This is a genomic window from Primorskyibacter flagellatus, from assembly GCF_048268605.1.
GTDB classification, from domain to species: domain Bacteria; phylum Pseudomonadota; class Alphaproteobacteria; order Rhodobacterales; family Rhodobacteraceae; genus Primorskyibacter; species Primorskyibacter flagellatus.
Genome location: NZ_JBLWVF010000008.1, coordinates 91,857 through 110,061, shown reverse-complemented (window position 1 = coordinate 110,061; position 18,205 = coordinate 91,857). Strand labels below are relative to the sequence as shown.

The following is an 18,205-nucleotide window of genomic DNA, read 5'->3' as shown; positions in this document are numbered from 1 at the left end:
CGCAAAGCGCAGCTGGCGGCAAATTGAAACAGACGCCCTATGAGCACGATCTTCATCAGTCACAGTTCTGCCGACAGCGCGCTGGCCAAGCAGCTTGAAGCACGGCTGCGGCAGCAGAACCATGTCTGCGTATTTCTTGATCTTGATCCGACCAAGGGCATCGTTGCGGGACGCAGTTGGGAAAGGACGCTCTACCGAAAATTGCGGGCCTGCCGGGTTGTGATTGCGATCTGCACGGAATCCTATCTGCAATCACACTGGTGCTTTGCCGAGATCGCCCTTGCCCGGATGGAGGGCAAGCCGATCATGGCGCTTCTGGCCGATCCTTTGGCACCGGATGCCAAGCTGCCCTCGATCATCACTGAAAAGCAGTTCATAGACCTGCGGGCGAACCCCGAGGACGGATACAGGCGGCTCTGGCACGGGCTTTCGGAACTGGATCTGCTGGGCGCAGTTGGCGATTGGGACCCCAGGTCATCGCCCTATCTTGGTCTGAACGCGTATCACGAAGAACACGCACCGGTGTTTTTCGGCCGCGAAAACGAGGTGCGCGCAGGCGTTGAATTTCTGGACCGTGGCGCACCGGGGCTGATCATGGTGCTGGGGGCTTCCGGCAGCGGCAAATCCTCGCTCGCGCGCGCCGGTATTCTGCCCCGGCTGCGCCGCGAACCGAAACACTGGGTGATCGTCGATCCGTTTCGCCCCGGTCGCGACCCGTTTGCGGAACTGGCGCAATCGCTCAGTAATTCGTTGCGGCGCTACGCCCCCAACGCAACACCCGACGCGCGCAAGCCCGAAAACATCCAACGGCGGCTGGAGACATGGCACAAAGCACCGCCCCTGCTGCTGACGCATCAAATGGAGCCAGATCCCCCGACAGCAGAGACAAAGCCACAGGAAGACGAACGCCTTCACAATCTTCTGGCAAGGCTTGAGGCCCTCCGCCACGAACCGCCCTCGGACGCAAACGCGTCGTTGCTTGAATTTCTGGACTGGAGCCTCGATGACCTCCGGCGGATCTGCAATCAAGAACCCGAGGATGCGCCGATGCGTCCCGGATCCACCCCGCTTGTCGATTTTGCTTATCAATTGCGTCGCAGCGCCGGCCAGCCCGAAGCGCAGCTGCTGGTGGTTATCGACCAGTTTGAGGAACTTCTTGGCCAACTCGGGACCAATGCCCAGACTGCGCATTTCCTGAACCTTCTGGCGGCGTCGCTGGATGTCGAAGATTCACCGATCACCGTCTTTGTCACGATGCGGTCGGATTTTCTGGAATCCTTTCAGCACGCGAACGCGCAGCTTGGCATGGATTTCGAGACGCTGTCGCTTGGCCCCATGGCGGTCGAAGGCATGCGGCAGGTGATCGAAGCGCCGGCCAAGCTGGGCGCGATAGAGTTGGAGCCCGGACTGGCCGATCGGCTGCTTGAGGATGCCAGCACGTCCGATGCGCTACCGCTTCTGTCCTTCACCCTTTGGCTGATGTGGCGCGATTGTCATCAGGCCGGATTGCTGACCCTGGACGCCTATAAGGTTTTGGGCGGTCTGGATGGTGCCATCGCGGGCGAGGCGGACGCCATCCTTGCCCGCGCCCGCCAGAACGACAAGGAACCCGCGCTGCGTATCGCATTTCTGCAAATGGTGCGGCTTGCGGATGACGGCCAGTTTGCGCGCCAGCCCGTGCCTTGGGATGCGCCGGAATTGCGCCCCGTGGAAGACCTGCTTGACAGTTTTGTCGAGCGGCGGCTGCTGGTTTCGCGCGCCGAGGGTGGCACACGGGTGCTGGAAGTGGCGCATGAGTCGCTGTTCCGGACTTGGAAACCGCTGCGCAGTTGGATCGAGGATCACCGGGCGGAATTCCTGCTTCGCCAACAGGTCAGGCAAGCCTCTGTCGCATGGGACAAGGCCGGACGCCCCGCCGATCATCTCTGGCGCGGGTCACGGCTAGAACAGGCGGTCGAACTTCTCAAACGCGGCGGTTTTGACGGGCGAACGCCGGAACACAAGACCGGCAAGGCGTTTGTGCAGACAAGCGAGGCGATGCGAAAACGCCAAGGCCGCAGACGCCGCAATATCGTGATGGCAGTCACAGCGGTGCTGCTGGGGTTTCTGGGATATGCTTTGGTCAAGGAACACGAGGCCAAGATGTCCGAACGCATGTCCTGGGCACGGCAGCAGGCGCTAACTGCACTTGGCCTGATGGGCACGGACCCGGTGCAAAGCATGGTCACGGCGCGCTCGGCCGTTTGCGTGACCCAAACCCATGATGGGCTGGTGCTGCCCGCCGCGCAGAGCGCGCTGAACCGCGCGGTGCAGGCTGCGCAGAGGCAGCAAACCTTGAAAGGTCACAAACATGCCGTGACCGACGTTCACTTCCTCCCGCCGCCAGGCGACGGCGGCACCGCAGTGCAGCGCATGATCTCGCTGGATCGAAACCGCGCGGTGCTGACGTGGAATGTGCCCGACGACACGGCCCGTCAGTGCAGCGCAACACCCGCACCCAACTTGGCTGCTGACAGGGTTCGGCAGTTTGCAGTCAGCCCGTCCGGCGGCTTTTTCATCGCGGCGGTGGCTGGCGGCAATGTCGACTTATATGACATATCCAATCCTGCGGACCGCCCGAAACTGTCTGCGGTCATGCCACAACAGGTCGAGGTGTCGGCCATTTCCGTGGCCCCCGATGGCAGCCGCACAGCGGTTGCGGGCCGGGACGGGTCCGTGGTGGTCACACCGATTTCCGATAAGTCCTGGACGACAAACGGTATTGCCTTGCCGCGGCAAGATGTTCACGTCACTCATCTTGCTTTCAGCGAGGATGCCCGCGTGCTTGCTACGGCGGGTTGGGACGGCAAGCTTACACTTTGGGATGCCGCCACTGGTGCGCTGCTTCACCGGCTTGAAAGCCACGCCGAAGGCGTCACGGCGCTCGCGTTCAAGGATGGTATGCTGGCCAGCGGTGGCTGGGATAAAATGGTCAAGGTCTGGGACATATCGTCGGGCAAGCTGATACATCGCTACGCACATGATGCCGCAATCTCTGCCCTCGCATTTGTGCCCGATAGCGACGCCGTTCACATCTTGGCAAGCGCCAGTTGGGACAAGACCGTTCGGCTATGGGACGTCACCATGGGAAGCGCGCTGCACACGCTGGAACACAGCGCTCCTGTCGTGTCGCTTGCAGTAGCGCCCAAATCGGCGAGTGCGCCGGAGGCAGGCGGGCTTCGTATTGCCACGGGTGATTGGAGTGGCCGGGTCTATCTCTGGACGCTGGACAAGAGCGCAAAAACGACTGCGGCCTCAAAGATCGTGGCCCATCACCAACAGCCGGTGAATGCCCTGAATTTCAACGAGGATGCCAGCCGACTTGCCAGCGCCAGCGACGATTCCACGATCAAGCTGTCCAAGCTGACCGACCGGACTGACCAATATAACTGGAAAAGCGGGCTGGACGTACGGCAGTTCAACCGCGGCGCAACCAATGAGAAATGGATCGCTGTCATTACCCAAAACGGCGTGCAGGTTCAGGACGCGCATGAAGGCGGGGTCCGGCAATCAGTGACCGGCTATTCGGGCAACGCCGAGGGTGTTGCGTTCAGCGCCGGCACATCCAGCAGGCTGGCGGTCGCGGCGGACACTTTGTTCGAGTATTACCTTGATCCGCAGGAATTGTTGATATGCGCTGACAAAATGATCGCGCAAGATCCCACTACGCACGCAGCCGGGAAATCCATGGCAGAGCTTTGTTCGCAGGTGGCGCTGCCTTCGGACATTGCCAGTATCTGGTCCAGGGGCCGCGCCTTTCTGACTCGAATCCTTACCTTCCAGTGAGATGCGCAACCGTCAGTCCGTTGAAGACTTTCAGCATCACGCCGCTCAACATGCACTCCAAAGCAAGTTTCGTCCAAGCAGACGATGAAATCAGCCTATTTTGACACGATATATCTGCGTTGACGTCCGGCCCCAATCGGCCCTCTCGGCTCAAAAAGCCAGAAGGCCGATATGATCCTTAAACCGAATGATGCGTTCGGGTTTGTCGCATCTAGTTGGTGATGATCTCCGGCCCCATGAAGGTTGTCGGCAACCATGTCGACAGGATCGGGATATAGGTAACCATGATCAGGAACACGAACAGCACTGCCAGAAACGGAAGCGAGGCCCGCACGACCCGCATCATCGGCATTCCGGCGACGCCGGATGTGACGAACAGGTTCAGGCCGACGGGCGGCGTGATCATCCCGATTTCCATGTTCACCACCATGATGATGCCCAGATGGATCGGGTCGATGCCCAGTTGAATCGCAATGGGAAAGACCAAAGGTGCGACGATGACGATCAGGCCCGACGGCTCCATGAACTGGCCGCCGATCAGCAGGATCACGTTCACGATCACCAGAAACATCACCGCGCCGAAGCCCGCAGACAGCATCGCGCCGGCGATCTGCTGGGGGATCTGTTCGTCCGTCAGGACGTGTTTCAGGATCAGTGCGTTGGCGATGATGAACATCAACGTCACTGTCAGTTTGCCGGCCTCGAACAGCGTATCGCGGGTGTCGCGATGAAAGAACACCGTGATCAGTGCTATCGGCTTGTCCAGCAAGGTCAGGTTGCGCTGGCCTTCGGGGCGCGACAGGGGCCCCATGTCGCGGTAGACAAAGCTGGCGATGAAGAAGGCGTAGACGGCCGCCACCGCCGCTGCCTCCGTCGGGGTGAAGATACCGCCGTAGATGCCGCCAAGGATGATGACGATCAGGAACAGACCCCACCCCGCTTCGCGCCCGGCAAGAAACACTTCTCCCCAGCCCTTCCATTCGCCTTTCGGCAATTTCCTGACAACCGCGATGATGAAAATCGTCAGCATCAGCATCGAGCCCGCCATCAGCCCCGGAATGACGCCGGCCAGAAACATGCGCCCAACCGAGACGTCAGTGGCAGACGCATAGACCACCATCACGATGGACGGCGGGATCAGGATGCCCAGCGTGCCCGCATTAGCGATGACACCGGCGGCAAAATCCTTGGAATAGCCCACCTGCCGCATGCCCGCGATCACGATGGAGCCGATGGCGACCACAGTGGCAGGCGAAGACCCTGACAGCGCTGCGAAAAGCATGCAGGCAAAAACCCCCGCGATGGCCAACCCGCCGGGCAGGTGCCCCACAATCGCAATGGAAAACCGGATGATGCGCTTCGCCACGCCGCCAGTGGACATGAAGCTGGACGCGAGGATGAAGAACGGGATCGCCAGCAACGTGTAATGCCCGGCCATCGCCTGAAAGAAGGTCTGTGCGATAGATGCCAGCGATGTATCGCTCAGCACCAGCAGGAAGACGATGGATGACAGGCCCAGACTGACCGCGATCGGCACACCGATCAGCATCAGACCGATAACCATGACGAATAGTGAGACAACGTCCATGTCGATCAGCCCTCGCGATTCATGTGCGCGACGTCGTCGATGGCGTCTTCGGCTTCATGGCTGACGATCAGGCTTTTGGAGCGGCCCGTGGCAAGACGAATGGTGGCTTGTATGTACCGAAACAAAAGCAGCGCCATGCCGAAGGGCAGCATGACATAGGGGATAAAGCGGGGCAGTTTTTCGTAATGCTCGCCCTCGTTCATGATCGGTTCAATCCAGCGAAGCCATTCCGGAAAGCGTATATCCACCACCTCGTACCAGCCGCGATAGGATGTGCGCTTCATGTCTTCCAGCCCGGTCGGGAACCACCGTCCCGTGGTCTGCGGCAGGTTTGCGAAATTGGCCCAATAGTCCCAGGCACCTTTCATCAACAGCGAAGCGTAGATAACACAAAGCGCACCGGCGAACAGCGCCAGAACAACGCGGGTGGCAGGCGAGAACAGGTTAATCACCGCATCCACGCCCAGATGGGCGGTCACCTTTACGGCGTAGCTGACCCCGAAAAGCACGAGCCATGCAAACAGGAACGTCACGGCCTCCAACCCCCAGACCAGCCCGGTGTTGAACCCGTAGCGCAGCACGACGTTGACAAATGTGATGATGGTCATGACACCAAGGATTAGCGCAATCGCGGTCTCCTCGATCTCGTTCACGAAACGGCCAAGCGCCGTTTCCGGTTGATAGTGAGCGGACATGTTTCCCCTCCGAACTATGTCTGGTTGGAGTCGGGCTCCACCACCCCGAAGGGCCGCAGACCGGAAAGGCCCCTTTCCGCCCCTATCGTTTGATGATGCCTGCCCCCGGCATTCAGTTGCGGGGGGCAGGACTTAGATTTAGATCAATGCTTCGCGTTGATTTCTTGCGCCGCGTCGATGTTCTCTTGTCCAACGTCCGCCGTGAACTGCTCCCAGACCGGCTTCATCGCATCAACCCAGGCCTGGCGCTGATCCTCATCCAACTCGCGGATGACACCGCCCGCATCAAGCACGGCCTGACGCGCCTCCATGTCGACTTCATTCACGGCCGCGTTCCGTTCCGTTGTCACCTCATCAACGATGGTCGCAAGCTGATCACGGACGTCATCCGGCAGGCCTTCCCACCAGTCGATGGAGGTCACGAGCATATAGTCAAGCACGCCGTGATTGGTCTCGGTCGTGCCGTCCTGCACCTCAAAGAATTTCTGCCCATAGATATTCGACCAGGTGTTTTCCTGCCCATCGACCACACCGGTTTGCAGCGCGCCATACACTTCGGAAAACGCCATGGGTTGCGGGCTGGCGTCCAGCGCCTCGAATTGCGCCTTAAGCACGTCCGATTGCTGCACGCGGAATTTCAGCCCGGCCGCATCCGCAGGCAAGATCAAAGGCTTGCTTGCAGACATCTGTTTCATGCCGTTATGCCAGAATCCAAGACCCACCAACCCACGACGAGTCATCGATTCTTTCATTGCCTGCCCTGTTTCAGAGTTCTGGAACTCATCCACGGCATTGATGTTCTTGAACATGAAAGGCAGATCGAAAATCCGGAACACCTTTGTGAACTGCTCAAACTTCGAAAGCGAAGGCGCGGCGAACTGCACGTCGCCCTGCAGCATCGCTTCCAGGACCTGATCATCATTATAAAGCGTCGAGTTCGGGAAGACCTCCATGCAGGCCTTTCCGTCCATCTCGTTGTTCACACGTTCCATCAGCAGGCTGGCTGCGATCCCCTTGGGGTGCTTGTCAGAGTTGGTGACATGGCTGAACTTGATCGCAATCTCGCCATCATCACAGGCTGCAACCGCTGTTTGCGCCGTGGCTGTCAAAGCGGTCGCAATCGCCGCGCTCATCAGAAATCTTTTCATGTGGTCTCCTCCCGGGATCCTGATTTTCTTTTTTATTGCCTCACAAAACCACGCGATGCGGTGGCACCAGTCAATAGAAACGGCGCATCGCACTCAAGTTTTCGTGACAAGCATCTGAGGTTTATAAATTTTATTATTTGTATCATCGGCTTGCAGCCAGAACCACGGATTCGGAGTTTTGATCTTCATCTCCTCAACACCGCCCCCATACAGCCTGCGGCGCGCACAATACGTAAAACCGGGTATGCCTTCTACCGCAGAGCGTCGGTGGACGCTCGAACGATTCGGCGTTCAAACTCAGCTCAACCCGGCCAAAGTGCCTTGGGCCAAAGCGGCCCCCTCATGGCATTCTTCAATCTGCACGACCTTTTGCGGGATGGCGGGCGGGGCGATGGGCGACAGCCCGAGCGGCGTGCGTCGTCCCCTGCGCTGACCTCACGCCACCGCCGCATCATCACGGGTCAAACGCCAGTCATCACGGTGTCTACGGCACGCGACAGGCGGTCCACCATTTCGTCCAACTCGGTCTCGGTTGCGATGAAGGGAGGCGCAAGAAGGACGTGATCACCATGGCGTCCGTCCCGCGTACCCGGCATCGGATAGCAGATCAATCCTTCGGCAAAGGCCGCTTTCTTGAGCTTGCCCGCAAGGCCCAAGGCCGGATCGAAGGGTGTCTTTGCCTGTCGGTCCGCGACAAATTCCAGACCCCGGAACAGACCACGGCCCCGGATGTCACCAATATGGGCGTGCTGGGCGAACCGTGCTGTCAGCGCAGAGTGCAGATAGGCACCGCGCGCCTGAACCTGTGGAACCAGATCACGCTCCAGCAGTTCCGACACGACCGCAAGGCCGGCTGCTGCCGCGACCGGATGGCCGATATAAGTGTGTCCGTGCTGGAAAAACCCTGTACCTTGGGCGATCGTGTCGTAGATCGCACGAGAGCACAGCATCGCGCCAATCGGCTGATACCCCGCGCCCAGCCCTTTGGCGATACACAGAATATCGGGCGCAACATCATCTGCATCACAGGCAAAAAGATGCCCGGTCCGGCCCATGCCGCACATCACCTCATCCAGGATCAGCAAGACGCCGTAGCGGTCACAAATCTCGCGCACGCGCTTGAAGTAGCCCGGCACCGACGGCACCGCGCCCAGTGTCGCGCCGACCACAGGTTCGGCGATGAAGGCGATGACACTGTCTTCGCCAATCCGCTGTATCTCGGCCTCAAGTTCATTGGCGACACGCTGGCCGTAAGCCTCGGGCGTTTCGCCTTCGGCGGCTTCGGCATATTCATAGCAGGGCGCGATATGGCTCATGTCTAGCAGCAGTGGCGCAAACTGCTGACGCCGCCATGCGTTGCCCCCTGCGGACAATGCGCCGATGGTGTTGCCATGATAACTTTGCCGCCGGGCAATCAGATGCCGCCGCTGAGGTTCACCATTCTCGACATGGTACTGCCGGGCCAGCTTGATCGCACTTTCCACGGCCTCGGAACCGCCCGAGACGAAATACACCCGGTCCAACTCGCCCGGCGCATTTTCAATCAGCAAGTCGGCCAGCTGCTCTGCCGGATCAGAGGTGAAAAAGCCGGTATGCGCAAAGGCCAGCTGATCGACCTGCGCCTTGATCGCGTCGCGGACGCGCGCATTGGAATGACCCAGGCAGGACACGGCTGCGCCCCCCGATCCGTCAAAGTAACGCTTGCCGTCAGCATCGATCAGATAGCAGCCGTCACCTCCCACCGCCGTGGGCAGGCTGGCGTTACAGTGGCGGGGAAAGACGTGGCTTTGGGTCTGGCTCATGACAGGGGCCTTTTGAAGAAAAACGTCGCGCGGCGATCAAAGCCGCGGCAACAGGATAAGGGATATTTCCAGCGCCTGTGAGACTATTTTAAAGATGTCATGTCGCCACATGAGGGATCCCTGCCGCTCTGTGGCAATAATGTTCACCGGCATCGGGTATCGGGTATCGGACGCTTCGGCGTCAACGGCCCCCAGCGCGGATGCAACACGATCATTTCGCGACTTTAGATCGCGCAGCGCAAGTGGTGACTCCCATGCCACATGTAACAGGCAACGGTCACCAAAAATGTACCACAAATAAAACGGAGGGTTCCGGACATAGCGCCAGAACCCTCCGTCACCCCACGTGCTCCCTACACACCACACGCGAACTGAATTAGGTTCCAGCCATACTAGCCAGACAAGTAGAGACTACCCCAACCATATGCCCGGGGCAAACGTCTAGTAGCTACAATTTAGCTCACTTGTGATGTTTCGCGGTCGGAGACATGGTGCCATGTCCCCAGTCGGCCTTAGCCGTAGACGGCTTCCTTGCGGAAATGTTTGGTCAGCATGTAATAGATCACGGCGCGATACTTATTGCGCTCGGACTGCCCGTAGGTTTCGATCACAGACTTGATTGCATCGTCCAGTTCCGCGCCATCAGGCAAGCCCAGCTTCTTCATCAGAAAGTTCTTCTTGACGGTCTCAAGCTCGTCCGGCTGGCTTCCCGCCACTGTCGACGCGTCGGCGTTGTAAATGGCCGGTCCGCAGGCAATGGTCACTTTGCGAAGCAGGTCCATATCAGGATCCATGCCGCATTTGGTCCTCAGATCGTCAGCATATTTCTCGATCAATTCGTCGCGTCGTCCCATAATATTCTCCCAATAATGTCAGGTCTCGTGCCTGGCTTGACTCGTCCCAGTTTCAGCACAAGCGACAGGTTAACGGGAAATGTTGGTATGACAATGGCAAATCCGGGCGGATTTTCCCCTGAGCGGAAAGTCACCCTTACGTCACCTCACAGGTAAACGGGTCCACGTCAGATGATCCGGTGATATATGCTACGGGTTTGGGCCTTTACACGCTTGTTTCAGCGCTCTGATGCTCAAAGGCACGAGGCCACCAAGCATGCAACGGCGATAGACGATCTTGCCACAGGCTTCGCCCGACGCCGCGCCGGAGGATCTGCGATGCCGGACCAGCCGAATTCTTGTTAAGGGATAACAGTAGCAGGCCACCCGGGTGGATGGCCTGAAACCGTATGCCTCGGGCAATGCCCGCAACCCTTGTTCCCCAAATCGAATGCGCGACAGTCCCCCAATTACGACAAATCGCGGCTCCGGATCAGTAACGGTAATGATCCGGCTTGAACGGACCATCGGCACCAACGCCGATATAGGCGGCTTGCTCGGAATCCAGCTTTGTCAACTTCACGCCGATCCGGTCGAGATGCAGACGCGCCACCTTTTCGTCCAGATGCTTGGGCAGGACATACACTTCGTTCTTGTAGTCGTCGCCCTTGGTCCACAACTCGATCTGCGCCAATACCTGATTGGTGAAGCTGGCCGACATCACGAAGGACGGATGGCCGGTGGCGTTGCCAAGGTTCAGCAAACGGCCTTCGGACAGCAGGATGATGCGGTTGCCCGAAGGCATCTCGATCATATCGACCTGCTCCTTGATGTTGGTCCATTTGTGGTTCTTCAGGTTGGCAATCTGGATCTCGTTGTCGAAATGCCCGATATTGCCGACGATGGCCATGTCCTTCATCTCGCGCATATGCTCGATCCGGATCACGTCCTTGTTGCCGGTGGTGGTAATGAAAATATCGGCCTTGGCAACTTCGTCTTCCAGCAGCACAACCTCGAACCCGTCCATTGCGGCCTGAAGCGCGCAGATCGGATCGACCTCTGTCACCTTCACGCGTGCACCCGCGCCGCGCAGGCTTGCGGCAGAGCCTTTGCCCACATCGCCGTAGCCGCAAACCACCGCAACCTTGCCGGCCATCATCGTGTCCGTGGCGCGGCGGATACCGTCAACCAGCGATTCCTTGCAGCCATACTTGTTGTCGAATTTCGATTTGGTGACGCTGTCATTGACGTTGATCGCCGGGAAAGGCAGGTGACCCTTTTCCATCATCTTGTACAGGCGATGCACGCCGGTCGTGGTCTCTTCGCTGACGCCTTTGAGCATGTGGCGCTGCTTGACGAACCAGCCGGGGCTTTCCTTGATCCGCTTGCGGATCTGGGCAAACAGGGCGACCTCTTCCTCGGATGTCGGGGTCGCGATCAGGTCTTCTTCGCCTTCTTCGACACGCGCACCGATCAGAATGTACAGCGTCGCATCGCCGCCATCGTCAAGGATGAGGTTCGCGCCGCCCTCTTCGAACATGAAGATCCGGTCGGCATAGTCCCAGTATTCCTCCAGCGTTTCGCCCTTGATGGCGAATACCGGCGTGCCGGTTTGCGCAATTGCCGCCGCCGCATGATCCTGTGTCGAAAAGATGTTGCAGGACGCCCAGCGCACATCCGCGCCCAGCGCCACCAGCGTTTCGATCAGAACAGCGGTCTGGATGGTCATGTGCAGGCTGCCCGCGATCCGCGCGCCTTTTAGCGGCTTGGACTCGCCGTATTCCTTGCGCAACGCCATCAGGCCCGGCATCTCGGTCTCGGCGATATTCAGTTCCTTGCGCCCGTATTCAGCAAGATTGATGTCTTTGACGATATAGTCGGTGGCCATGCCAGCTCTCCAGAAATTCCCAATAGATTTGCCACGCCCCTAGCATCCCTTGATTTCTCGGGCAACGTAGATCAGGATTCCGACGATCAAGGCCCGCGTGACGCGGCCACGTCAGGGCAGGAATTCAAACATGTCAAACGATCAGGCTTCGGCATCCGAGAACGGGATTCCGCAGAATGAATATGGCCGCTATTGCGTCCCGGACGGGTTGGAACAGCGCCCCGCATCGCGCGCCGTCCTGTCCGGCAGGGTGTATGAGCCCGACACGCTGCGCTTCATGCGCAAACATGCAGGTGATGGCGACATCATCCATGCCGGCGCGTTTTTCGGCGACTTCATTCCGGCGTTGTCCAGCGCTCTGGCCCCAGAGGCGCGACTGTGGGCGTTTGAACCCAACCCTGCCAACCATCATTGCGCCACCCGGACCGTCGCATTGCACGGCTTGTCGAATGTCACGCTGACCAATGCCGCGCTGTCCAACTGCGACGGCGAAGCGCTGTTTCAAACCCGCGATGCCGAGGGGCGTTCATTGGGCGGCCTGAGCAAATTCGTGACCGAGGACGGCCCCGGCGTCGAACCGGTGAAGGCGGTGATGCTGGATTACGTCGTGCCGCTGGACCGCAAGCTGTCGATCCTGCAACTGGATGTCGAAGGCCACGAGAAACAGGCGCTGAAAGGCGCGTGGCACCTGATCCACCGCTGGCAGCCGATCCTGATCCTTGAATATCTTGATCAGGCGCAGTGGATCAATCGGACGTTTCGTGGGTTGAACTATACCCAGATCGGCAAGTTGCACGGCAATTTTGTCTACGCGACAACACCGGTCACTCTGGATTAGTCTCTGGACCCGGAAACTCCGACGGCCTGCGCGACGTTCCCGGCATTTACACAGAAAACTGAACGTCATACTCAAGGCCACAGATTTATCAGGAAGACGAGATGGCCAAACAACCACGCGCATGGCAACGAATGCTATCGGGGCGCAGGCTCGACTTGTTGGACCCCACCCCCGTCGACATTGAGATCGAGGACATCGCGCATGGGCTTGCCTTTGTCGCCCGCTGGAACGGCCAGACGCGTGGCGACCATGCCTATTCGGTTGCCGAACATTCGCTGCTGGTCGAGACGCTGTTCACCCGTATCTGCCCGGATGAGCCTGCGAAATGGCAGCTTGCCGCCCTGCTGCACGATGCACCGGAATATGTGATCGGGGACATGATCTCGCCGGTAAAGGCTGCGGTCGGGCCGGGTTACGGTGCGTTGGACGAACGTTTGGCCGGGGCCATCCATATCCGCTTTGGCCTGCCCGCCACGATCCCGGTGAAGATCAAGAGGCTGATCAAGAAGGCCGACAAGGTCAGCGCGTGGATGGAGGCAATTCAGATTGCCGGTTTCTCGCGCAGCGAAGCAGACCGCCTGTTCGGCGCTCCTGAGCCGGGGTTGATCCGCGATCTGTCCATTCGGCTGCGCCCACCGGCCGTGACGCGTGCAGAGTTCACGCATCGCCATGCGGCGTTGCTCGGGGCGATGACATGACGCTAGTTCGCGCAGCCCGCGACGGCGACGAGGCCGGAATGGTCGCCATTCTCAACCCTTTGATCCACGCGGGCGACAGCACGGCCTTGACCACCGAAGTGACCTCGCGCGATCTGTGCGACTGGCGGTCGCGGCATATCGGGCGCAATGCATGGCACGTCGCAGAAGATGACACCGGTCTGCTTGGCTTTCAATGGATCGAGCCGCATTCAGGGCTTCCGGCCGACACCTGCGACATTGCCACTTTTGTTCGCACAGGCCTGAGCGGCACAGGCATCGGTTCGGCGCTGTTTTCCGCAACCGAACACGCGGCGCGGGGTCTGGGATACCGCTATATCGCGGCGGTCATCCGCGCCGACAATACTGGCGGCTTGGCCTATTACGACAGCCGCGGCTTCGAGGACTGGAAAACTTGGGACGACGCGCCTGTCGCGCCGCGCGTCATGAAGCGTTTCGCGCTCTGACCATCGCGCCGTAACCGTAAGCGGCAGGCAACACCCGGTTCAGCGCGGGGACCGCTTCGCGAGGATCCGCTGCAAGGTCCGGCGGTGCATGTTCAGCCGGCGCGCGGTTTCAGAAACATTTCGGTCGCACAGCTCATAGACACGCTGGATATGCTCCCAACGCACCCGATCCGCGCTCATCGGGTTTTCCGGTGGGGGCGGCAGATCGTCGTCATTGGCCAGCAGTGCATTTGTGATGTCGGTCGCATCGGCAGGCTTTGACAGATAGTCCGTCGCCCCGATCTTCACCGCGGCCACCGCCGTCGCAATCGCCCCATAGCCGGTCAGGACCACGACCTTGCAATCGGGCCGCTTCTCGCGCAGCACCTCGACCACATCCAACCCGTTGCCATCCTCAAGCCGCAGATCACAGACGGCGTAGGCGGGGGGGCGCGCAGTTGCGATTGCCTTGCCCGCAGCTACAGAACCGGCGATCTCAACCTCAAACCCGCGTTTTTCCATCGCCTTTGCCAGACGCCTGAGAAACGCCTCGTCATCATCCAGAAGAAGGAGGCTTTTGTCCTCTCCCAAATCCTGTAGCTTGCGTTCTGCCACTCGACTCTCCTTCGGACGATATGAGGTTGTCCGAACATACCTATCCCGAGGTCAAGGGGCGGTCAAACCATATGCAATTAAGCGTTGTTCACAAAGCAGCCAATCCGGTCCGCCATATCCTCGGGGCCAAGATCGCGGCGGAAATATTCGACAAATCCATATTCCGGCAAGACCAGGTAGCTGAAGGTGGAGTGATCCACGAGGTAATAGTCGCTGCCGTCCTCATGCGCCTTGTAGTAAGTGCGGTAGGCTTGGCTTGCGGCTTTGACCTGCTCCTCGGACCCCGTCAGCCCGATCATCCGCTCATGCATGTTCGACGCGAACTCGCCAACGACTTCAGGCGTATCGCGCTTGGGGTCGATCGAGATGAACACCGGCGTCACAGACTGGCCACGCTCTTGCAGGACATCCACCGCATCGGCGTTACGCGCAACATCCAGCGGGCAGACATCCGGGCAGAATGTATACCCGAAATACAGCAAGGACGGCTCTGTGATCACATCCTTGTCGCTGACTGTCGCACCGGAGTCATCGACCAGAGTGAACGGGCCACCGATCTGACCTGCGCCGCCGGCGACTTGGGTGGCACGGCACTGCGCAAAGCGATCGTCAGAGCCGCTCAACGTGGCGAAATAGACACCCCCAGCAATCAGACAGACGCCTACGGCAGTGGCGGCAAGAACAGCGGTCTTGTTCATTTTACTTACTCCGGGGATTAAGGTGCTTTAAGCCGAACCCAGTTGATCCGGAACACGGTCACACCTAACAATTGGCTTATTGAATGCAAGGGAACGAATGGCCGCAGATGAGCACCTCTGAAACCTCTTTTGCCGGCGGCCGCAACCGGGGCAACTGGATCCGTCTGCGCACGATGATCCTGATCCGCTGGATTGCCATTGTCGGGCAGTTGGTGGCGATCTTCGTGGCCCAGCGCATGTTCAATCTAACGCTGGAGCTTGGCCTGTGCCTTATGGCGGTCGGTGTCTCTGTTATCGGCAACCTGATCGCGGTTTTTGTCTTTCCGGAAAACAAGCGCCTCAGCGAGACCGAGAACTTTCTGATGGTGCTGTTTGATGTGCTGCAACTGTCCTTTTTGCTGTATCTGACCGGCGGACTGAACAATCCGTTCTCCCTGCTTGTGTTGGGGCCGATCACGGTTTCGGCCTCCGTGCTGACTCTGCGATCCACTGCATTGCTGGGGATCACCGCGTTTGTCCTGATGACGCTGCTGATCCGGTTTCACCTGCCGCTGCGGACCGAAGAAGGCTTCATCCTGCGCGTCCCGGACACGTTTCTGTACGGAAACTGGGTCGCAATCACCATCGCGCTGCTGTTTCTGTCGATCTATTCCCGCCGTATCGCAAACGAAATGCACTCCATGGACGACGCTTTGGCCGCGACGCAGATGGCGTTGTCCCGCGCGCAGAAGTTGAACGACCTTGGCGGCGTGGTCGCAGCAGCCGCGCATGAGCTTGGCACACCGCTGGCCACGATAAAACTGACCTCGGCAGAGCTGATGGAAGACCTGCATGACCAACCCGATTTGCAGGAAGACGCGCGCCTGATCCGCGAGCAGGCCGATCGCTGTCGCGACATCCTTCGTTCGATGGGGCGCGCTGGCAAAGAAGACTTGCATATGCGCCAGGCACCGCTGGTGCAGGTCATCATGGAAGCGGCAGAGCCGCATGAAAACCGCGGTAAGAAAATCATTGTCGAGGAAGGCCCCGGACCGGGTGGCGAGTCGGAACAACCCAACATCCTGCGCCGTCCGGAAATCATTCACGGGCTGCGCAACCTCGTGCAGAACGCCGTGGATTTTTCCCGCACCACCGTCTGGATCGAGTCAACATGGACGGAAGCAAAAATCACCATTCGGATCATCGACGACGGGCGCGGTTATCCTCCGAACCTACTCGGGCGGATCGGTGACCCTTTTGTGCGCAACCGCCGGACGGATCGTGACCGCAGCGCGCGTCCGGAATACGAAGGCATGGGGCTGGGTTTGTTCATCGCCAAGACGCTGCTGGAGCGTACCGGCGCGCAGTTGAATTTTGCCAACGGGTCAGATGGGTTTTTACCGAAATCAATGACGTCCGAAAGGTGCGGTGCCATCGTCGAGGTGGTTTGGCCCCGCAACATGATTGTCACGGAACTGGGAAAGTCAGGGCACCCGATCGGCGAAAACACCTTGATCGAAGTTTAGGGCACTGTTCCGATTAAGGGGTTATTAACGCTGTTAAGGAAATGTCGGCATATCCGAATCTGACAGCAAAGCTGGACCGGCATGATCGAAACGTATGACTTCCTGGTGGTTTGCACCGCCGCAGCGATTACCGCGATCATTCTGCTATCCGTATTGGCGCGCGGCAACGATCGCCCGGCTGGCCGACACCATCCCCGTCAGGATGTTGAACCGGCCATTTCGGTCTTGCTCAAAGACGACATGATCGTCGATGCAACGGACGAGACACGAGACTTGATGGCGGGCAAAAACATCACCTGGCACGATCTTGTCGCCAGTTTGCGCGCACGTTTTCCTTCGCTGCCCGATCATGTACCCCGTGAACGGCAGCTTTTTTCCTCAGCCAAGCCCGACGATGACGGTTATATCGAGGTTGATAAAGTCGGCAGCCGGATGCGCCTGACGCTGTGCGACCGACCGGCCAGCTCAGCCGATCTGCACCAATTACGCAGCGCTCAGTCCGAGCTGGACCTGCTGCGTGTCGCCTTGGGAAAGGCACCCAATCCAATTTGGAAAAGCGACAGCAAAAATCGCACGGACTGGAGCAACAATGCCTATGACACCCTGACCGCGAGCGTCGAGAGCTATCAGCCCGGAGCGCCTATTTTCGATGTGCCATCCAACGGGCTGGAGCATATGCGCACCCGGCGCACCTGCCTGACATCGGCGCGCGGCGACGCCCAACGATGGTTTGATATCACATCCGCGCAACACGGTGCGTCATGGCTTCATTTCGGGATCGACGTAACGGCTGTTGTGCGGGCAGAGATCGCGCAGCGTAACTTTGTCCAGACCCTGACAAAGACCTTTGCCTACCTGCCCATCGGCCTGGCCATTTTTGACCGCAATCGTCAGCTTGCACTTTTCAATCCGGCACTGATCGACCTGACGCAGCTGTCCGCCGAATTTCTTTCCGGCCGACCAAACCTGCTGTCGTTCTTCGACCGGCTTCGCGAAGGCCGGATGATGCCCGAGCCCAAGAACTACCACGGTTGGCGCGAGCAGATGGCGGACCTTGTCGCAGCCGCCAGCGATGACCGCTATTCCGAAACCTGGTCGCTTGCCTCGGGGTTGACCTACAAAGTCACCGGCCGGCCGCACCCTGACGGCGCAATTGCCTTTTTGTTTGAAGATATCAGTGCTGAGATTTCGTTGACGCGCCGGTTCCGGTCAGAGCTAGAGCTAAGCCAATGTGTGATCGACACGCTGGACGACGCCATCGCGATCTTCTCACAAAACGGCGTGCTGTCCTTTTCCAATACAGCCTACCGCACGCTGTGGAAGTCTGATCCGGACAGCAGTTTTGCCGAGATGACCGTCGTTGACGCCACCCGGCAGTGGCAGGAACTGTGCCATCCGTCACCCATGTGGGGCGAGCTGCGCGATTTTGTGGTGCAGGGCCATGACAGGGCGGCTTGGGAAATGCGAGTGACGCACAGGAACGGCAGTCAGATTCTTTGCCAGATAACCCCTGTGTCGGGCGGATCAACGCTTGTCAGCTTTGCTTGCGAAACGCCAACGCTGCCCATACGGCAATTGGACACGCAGAGCGTCTGAACCCGCTTGCAGCCACAGGCATGGGCGTTAATG

14 protein-coding genes are annotated in these 18,205 nt (G+C 59.1%); 6 read left to right on the top strand and 8 right to left on the bottom strand.

The window, feature by feature from the left end:
• Positions 1 to 39 precede the first annotated feature (39 nt).
• The gene (locus tag ACN0WV_RS11025; RefSeq protein ID WP_417605735.1) at positions 40 to 3,825 is read left to right on the top strand and encodes an nSTAND1 domain-containing NTPase; all 3,786 of its coding nucleotides are present in this window, start codon (positions 40 to 42) and stop codon (positions 3,823 to 3,825) included.
• 211 nt (positions 3,826 to 4,036) lie between these two features.
• Here the strand turns inward: ACN0WV_RS11025 and ACN0WV_RS11020 are convergent, their stop codons facing one another.
• From ACN0WV_RS11020 to ahcY, 6 genes are all read right to left on the bottom strand, one after another.
• Entirely contained in the window at positions 4,037 to 5,413 is a 1,377-nt protein-coding gene (locus tag ACN0WV_RS11020) for a TRAP transporter large permease (protein ID WP_417605733.1), read from the bottom strand.
• Positions 5,414 to 5,418: 5 nt separating this feature from the next.
• On the bottom strand, positions 5,419 to 6,108 hold the full coding sequence (locus tag ACN0WV_RS11015; protein WP_417605731.1) for a TRAP transporter small permease: 690 nt from the start codon (positions 6,106 to 6,108) through the stop codon (positions 5,419 to 5,421).
• A 143-nt stretch (positions 6,109 to 6,251) separates the two neighbouring features.
• On the bottom strand, positions 6,252 to 7,256 hold the full coding sequence (locus ACN0WV_RS11010; RefSeq protein WP_417605729.1) for a DctP family TRAP transporter solute-binding subunit: 1,005 nt from the start codon (positions 7,254 to 7,256) through the stop codon (positions 6,252 to 6,254).
• 461 nt (positions 7,257 to 7,717) lie between these two features.
• On the bottom strand, positions 7,718 to 9,058 hold the full coding sequence (locus ACN0WV_RS11005) for an aspartate aminotransferase family protein (RefSeq protein WP_417605727.1): 1,341 nt from the start codon (positions 9,056 to 9,058) through the stop codon (positions 7,718 to 7,720).
• Between the two features lie 512 nt (positions 9,059 to 9,570).
• Complete coding sequence (locus ACN0WV_RS11000; protein WP_084350899.1) at positions 9,571 to 9,912, bottom strand: DUF2853 family protein; 342 nt, start codon at positions 9,910 to 9,912, stop codon at positions 9,571 to 9,573.
• Between the two features lie 472 nt (positions 9,913 to 10,384).
• Entirely contained in the window at positions 10,385 to 11,779 is a 1,395-nt protein-coding gene (gene ahcY / locus ACN0WV_RS10995; RefSeq protein WP_417605725.1) for an adenosylhomocysteinase, read from the bottom strand.
• A 130-nt stretch (positions 11,780 to 11,909) separates the two neighbouring features.
• Here ahcY and ACN0WV_RS10990 point away from each other — a divergent pair, with 130 nt between their 5' ends.
• From ACN0WV_RS10990 to ACN0WV_RS10980, 3 genes are all read left to right on the top strand, one after another.
• The gene (locus tag ACN0WV_RS10990) at positions 11,910 to 12,617 is read left to right on the top strand and encodes an FkbM family methyltransferase (RefSeq protein WP_417605724.1); all 708 of its coding nucleotides are present in this window, start codon (positions 11,910 to 11,912) and stop codon (positions 12,615 to 12,617) included.
• Between the two features lie 101 nt (positions 12,618 to 12,718).
• Positions 12,719 to 13,315, top strand: coding sequence for an HD domain-containing protein (locus ACN0WV_RS10985; protein ID WP_417605722.1), 597 nt, complete (start codon positions 12,719 to 12,721; stop codon positions 13,313 to 13,315).
• Complete coding sequence (locus tag ACN0WV_RS10980; protein ID WP_417605720.1) at positions 13,312 to 13,779, top strand: GNAT family N-acetyltransferase; 468 nt, start codon at positions 13,312 to 13,314, stop codon at positions 13,777 to 13,779. The genes ACN0WV_RS10985 and ACN0WV_RS10980 overlap by 4 nt, the downstream gene beginning before the upstream one ends.
• 39 nt (positions 13,780 to 13,818) lie before the next feature.
• Here the strand turns inward: ACN0WV_RS10980 and ACN0WV_RS10975 are convergent, their stop codons facing one another.
• Positions 13,819 to 14,373, bottom strand: a complete 555-nt coding sequence (locus tag ACN0WV_RS10975; RefSeq protein ID WP_116597729.1) for an ActR/PrrA/RegA family redox response regulator transcription factor — start codon at positions 14,371 to 14,373, stop codon at positions 13,819 to 13,821.
• 77 nt (positions 14,374 to 14,450) lie between these two features.
• Positions 14,451 to 15,071 carry an SCO family protein gene (locus tag ACN0WV_RS10970; RefSeq protein WP_417605719.1) on the bottom strand — a complete coding sequence of 207 codons (621 nt, stop codon included), beginning with the start codon at positions 15,069 to 15,071 and terminating at the stop codon, positions 14,451 to 14,453.
• 107 nt (positions 15,072 to 15,178) lie between these two features.
• Here ACN0WV_RS10970 and regB point away from each other — a divergent pair, with 107 nt between their 5' ends.
• Positions 15,179 to 16,576 carry a sensor histidine kinase RegB gene (gene regB / locus ACN0WV_RS10965; protein WP_417605718.1) on the top strand — a complete coding sequence of 466 codons (1,398 nt, stop codon included), beginning with the start codon at positions 15,179 to 15,181 and terminating at the stop codon, positions 16,574 to 16,576.
• Between the two features lie 81 nt (positions 16,577 to 16,657).
• Positions 16,658 to 18,172: a PAS-domain containing protein gene (locus tag ACN0WV_RS10960; RefSeq protein WP_417605716.1), complete on the top strand. Its 1,515-nt coding sequence runs from the start codon at positions 16,658 to 16,660 to the stop codon at positions 18,170 to 18,172.
• The last annotated feature ends 33 nt before the right edge of the window (positions 18,173 to 18,205 follow it).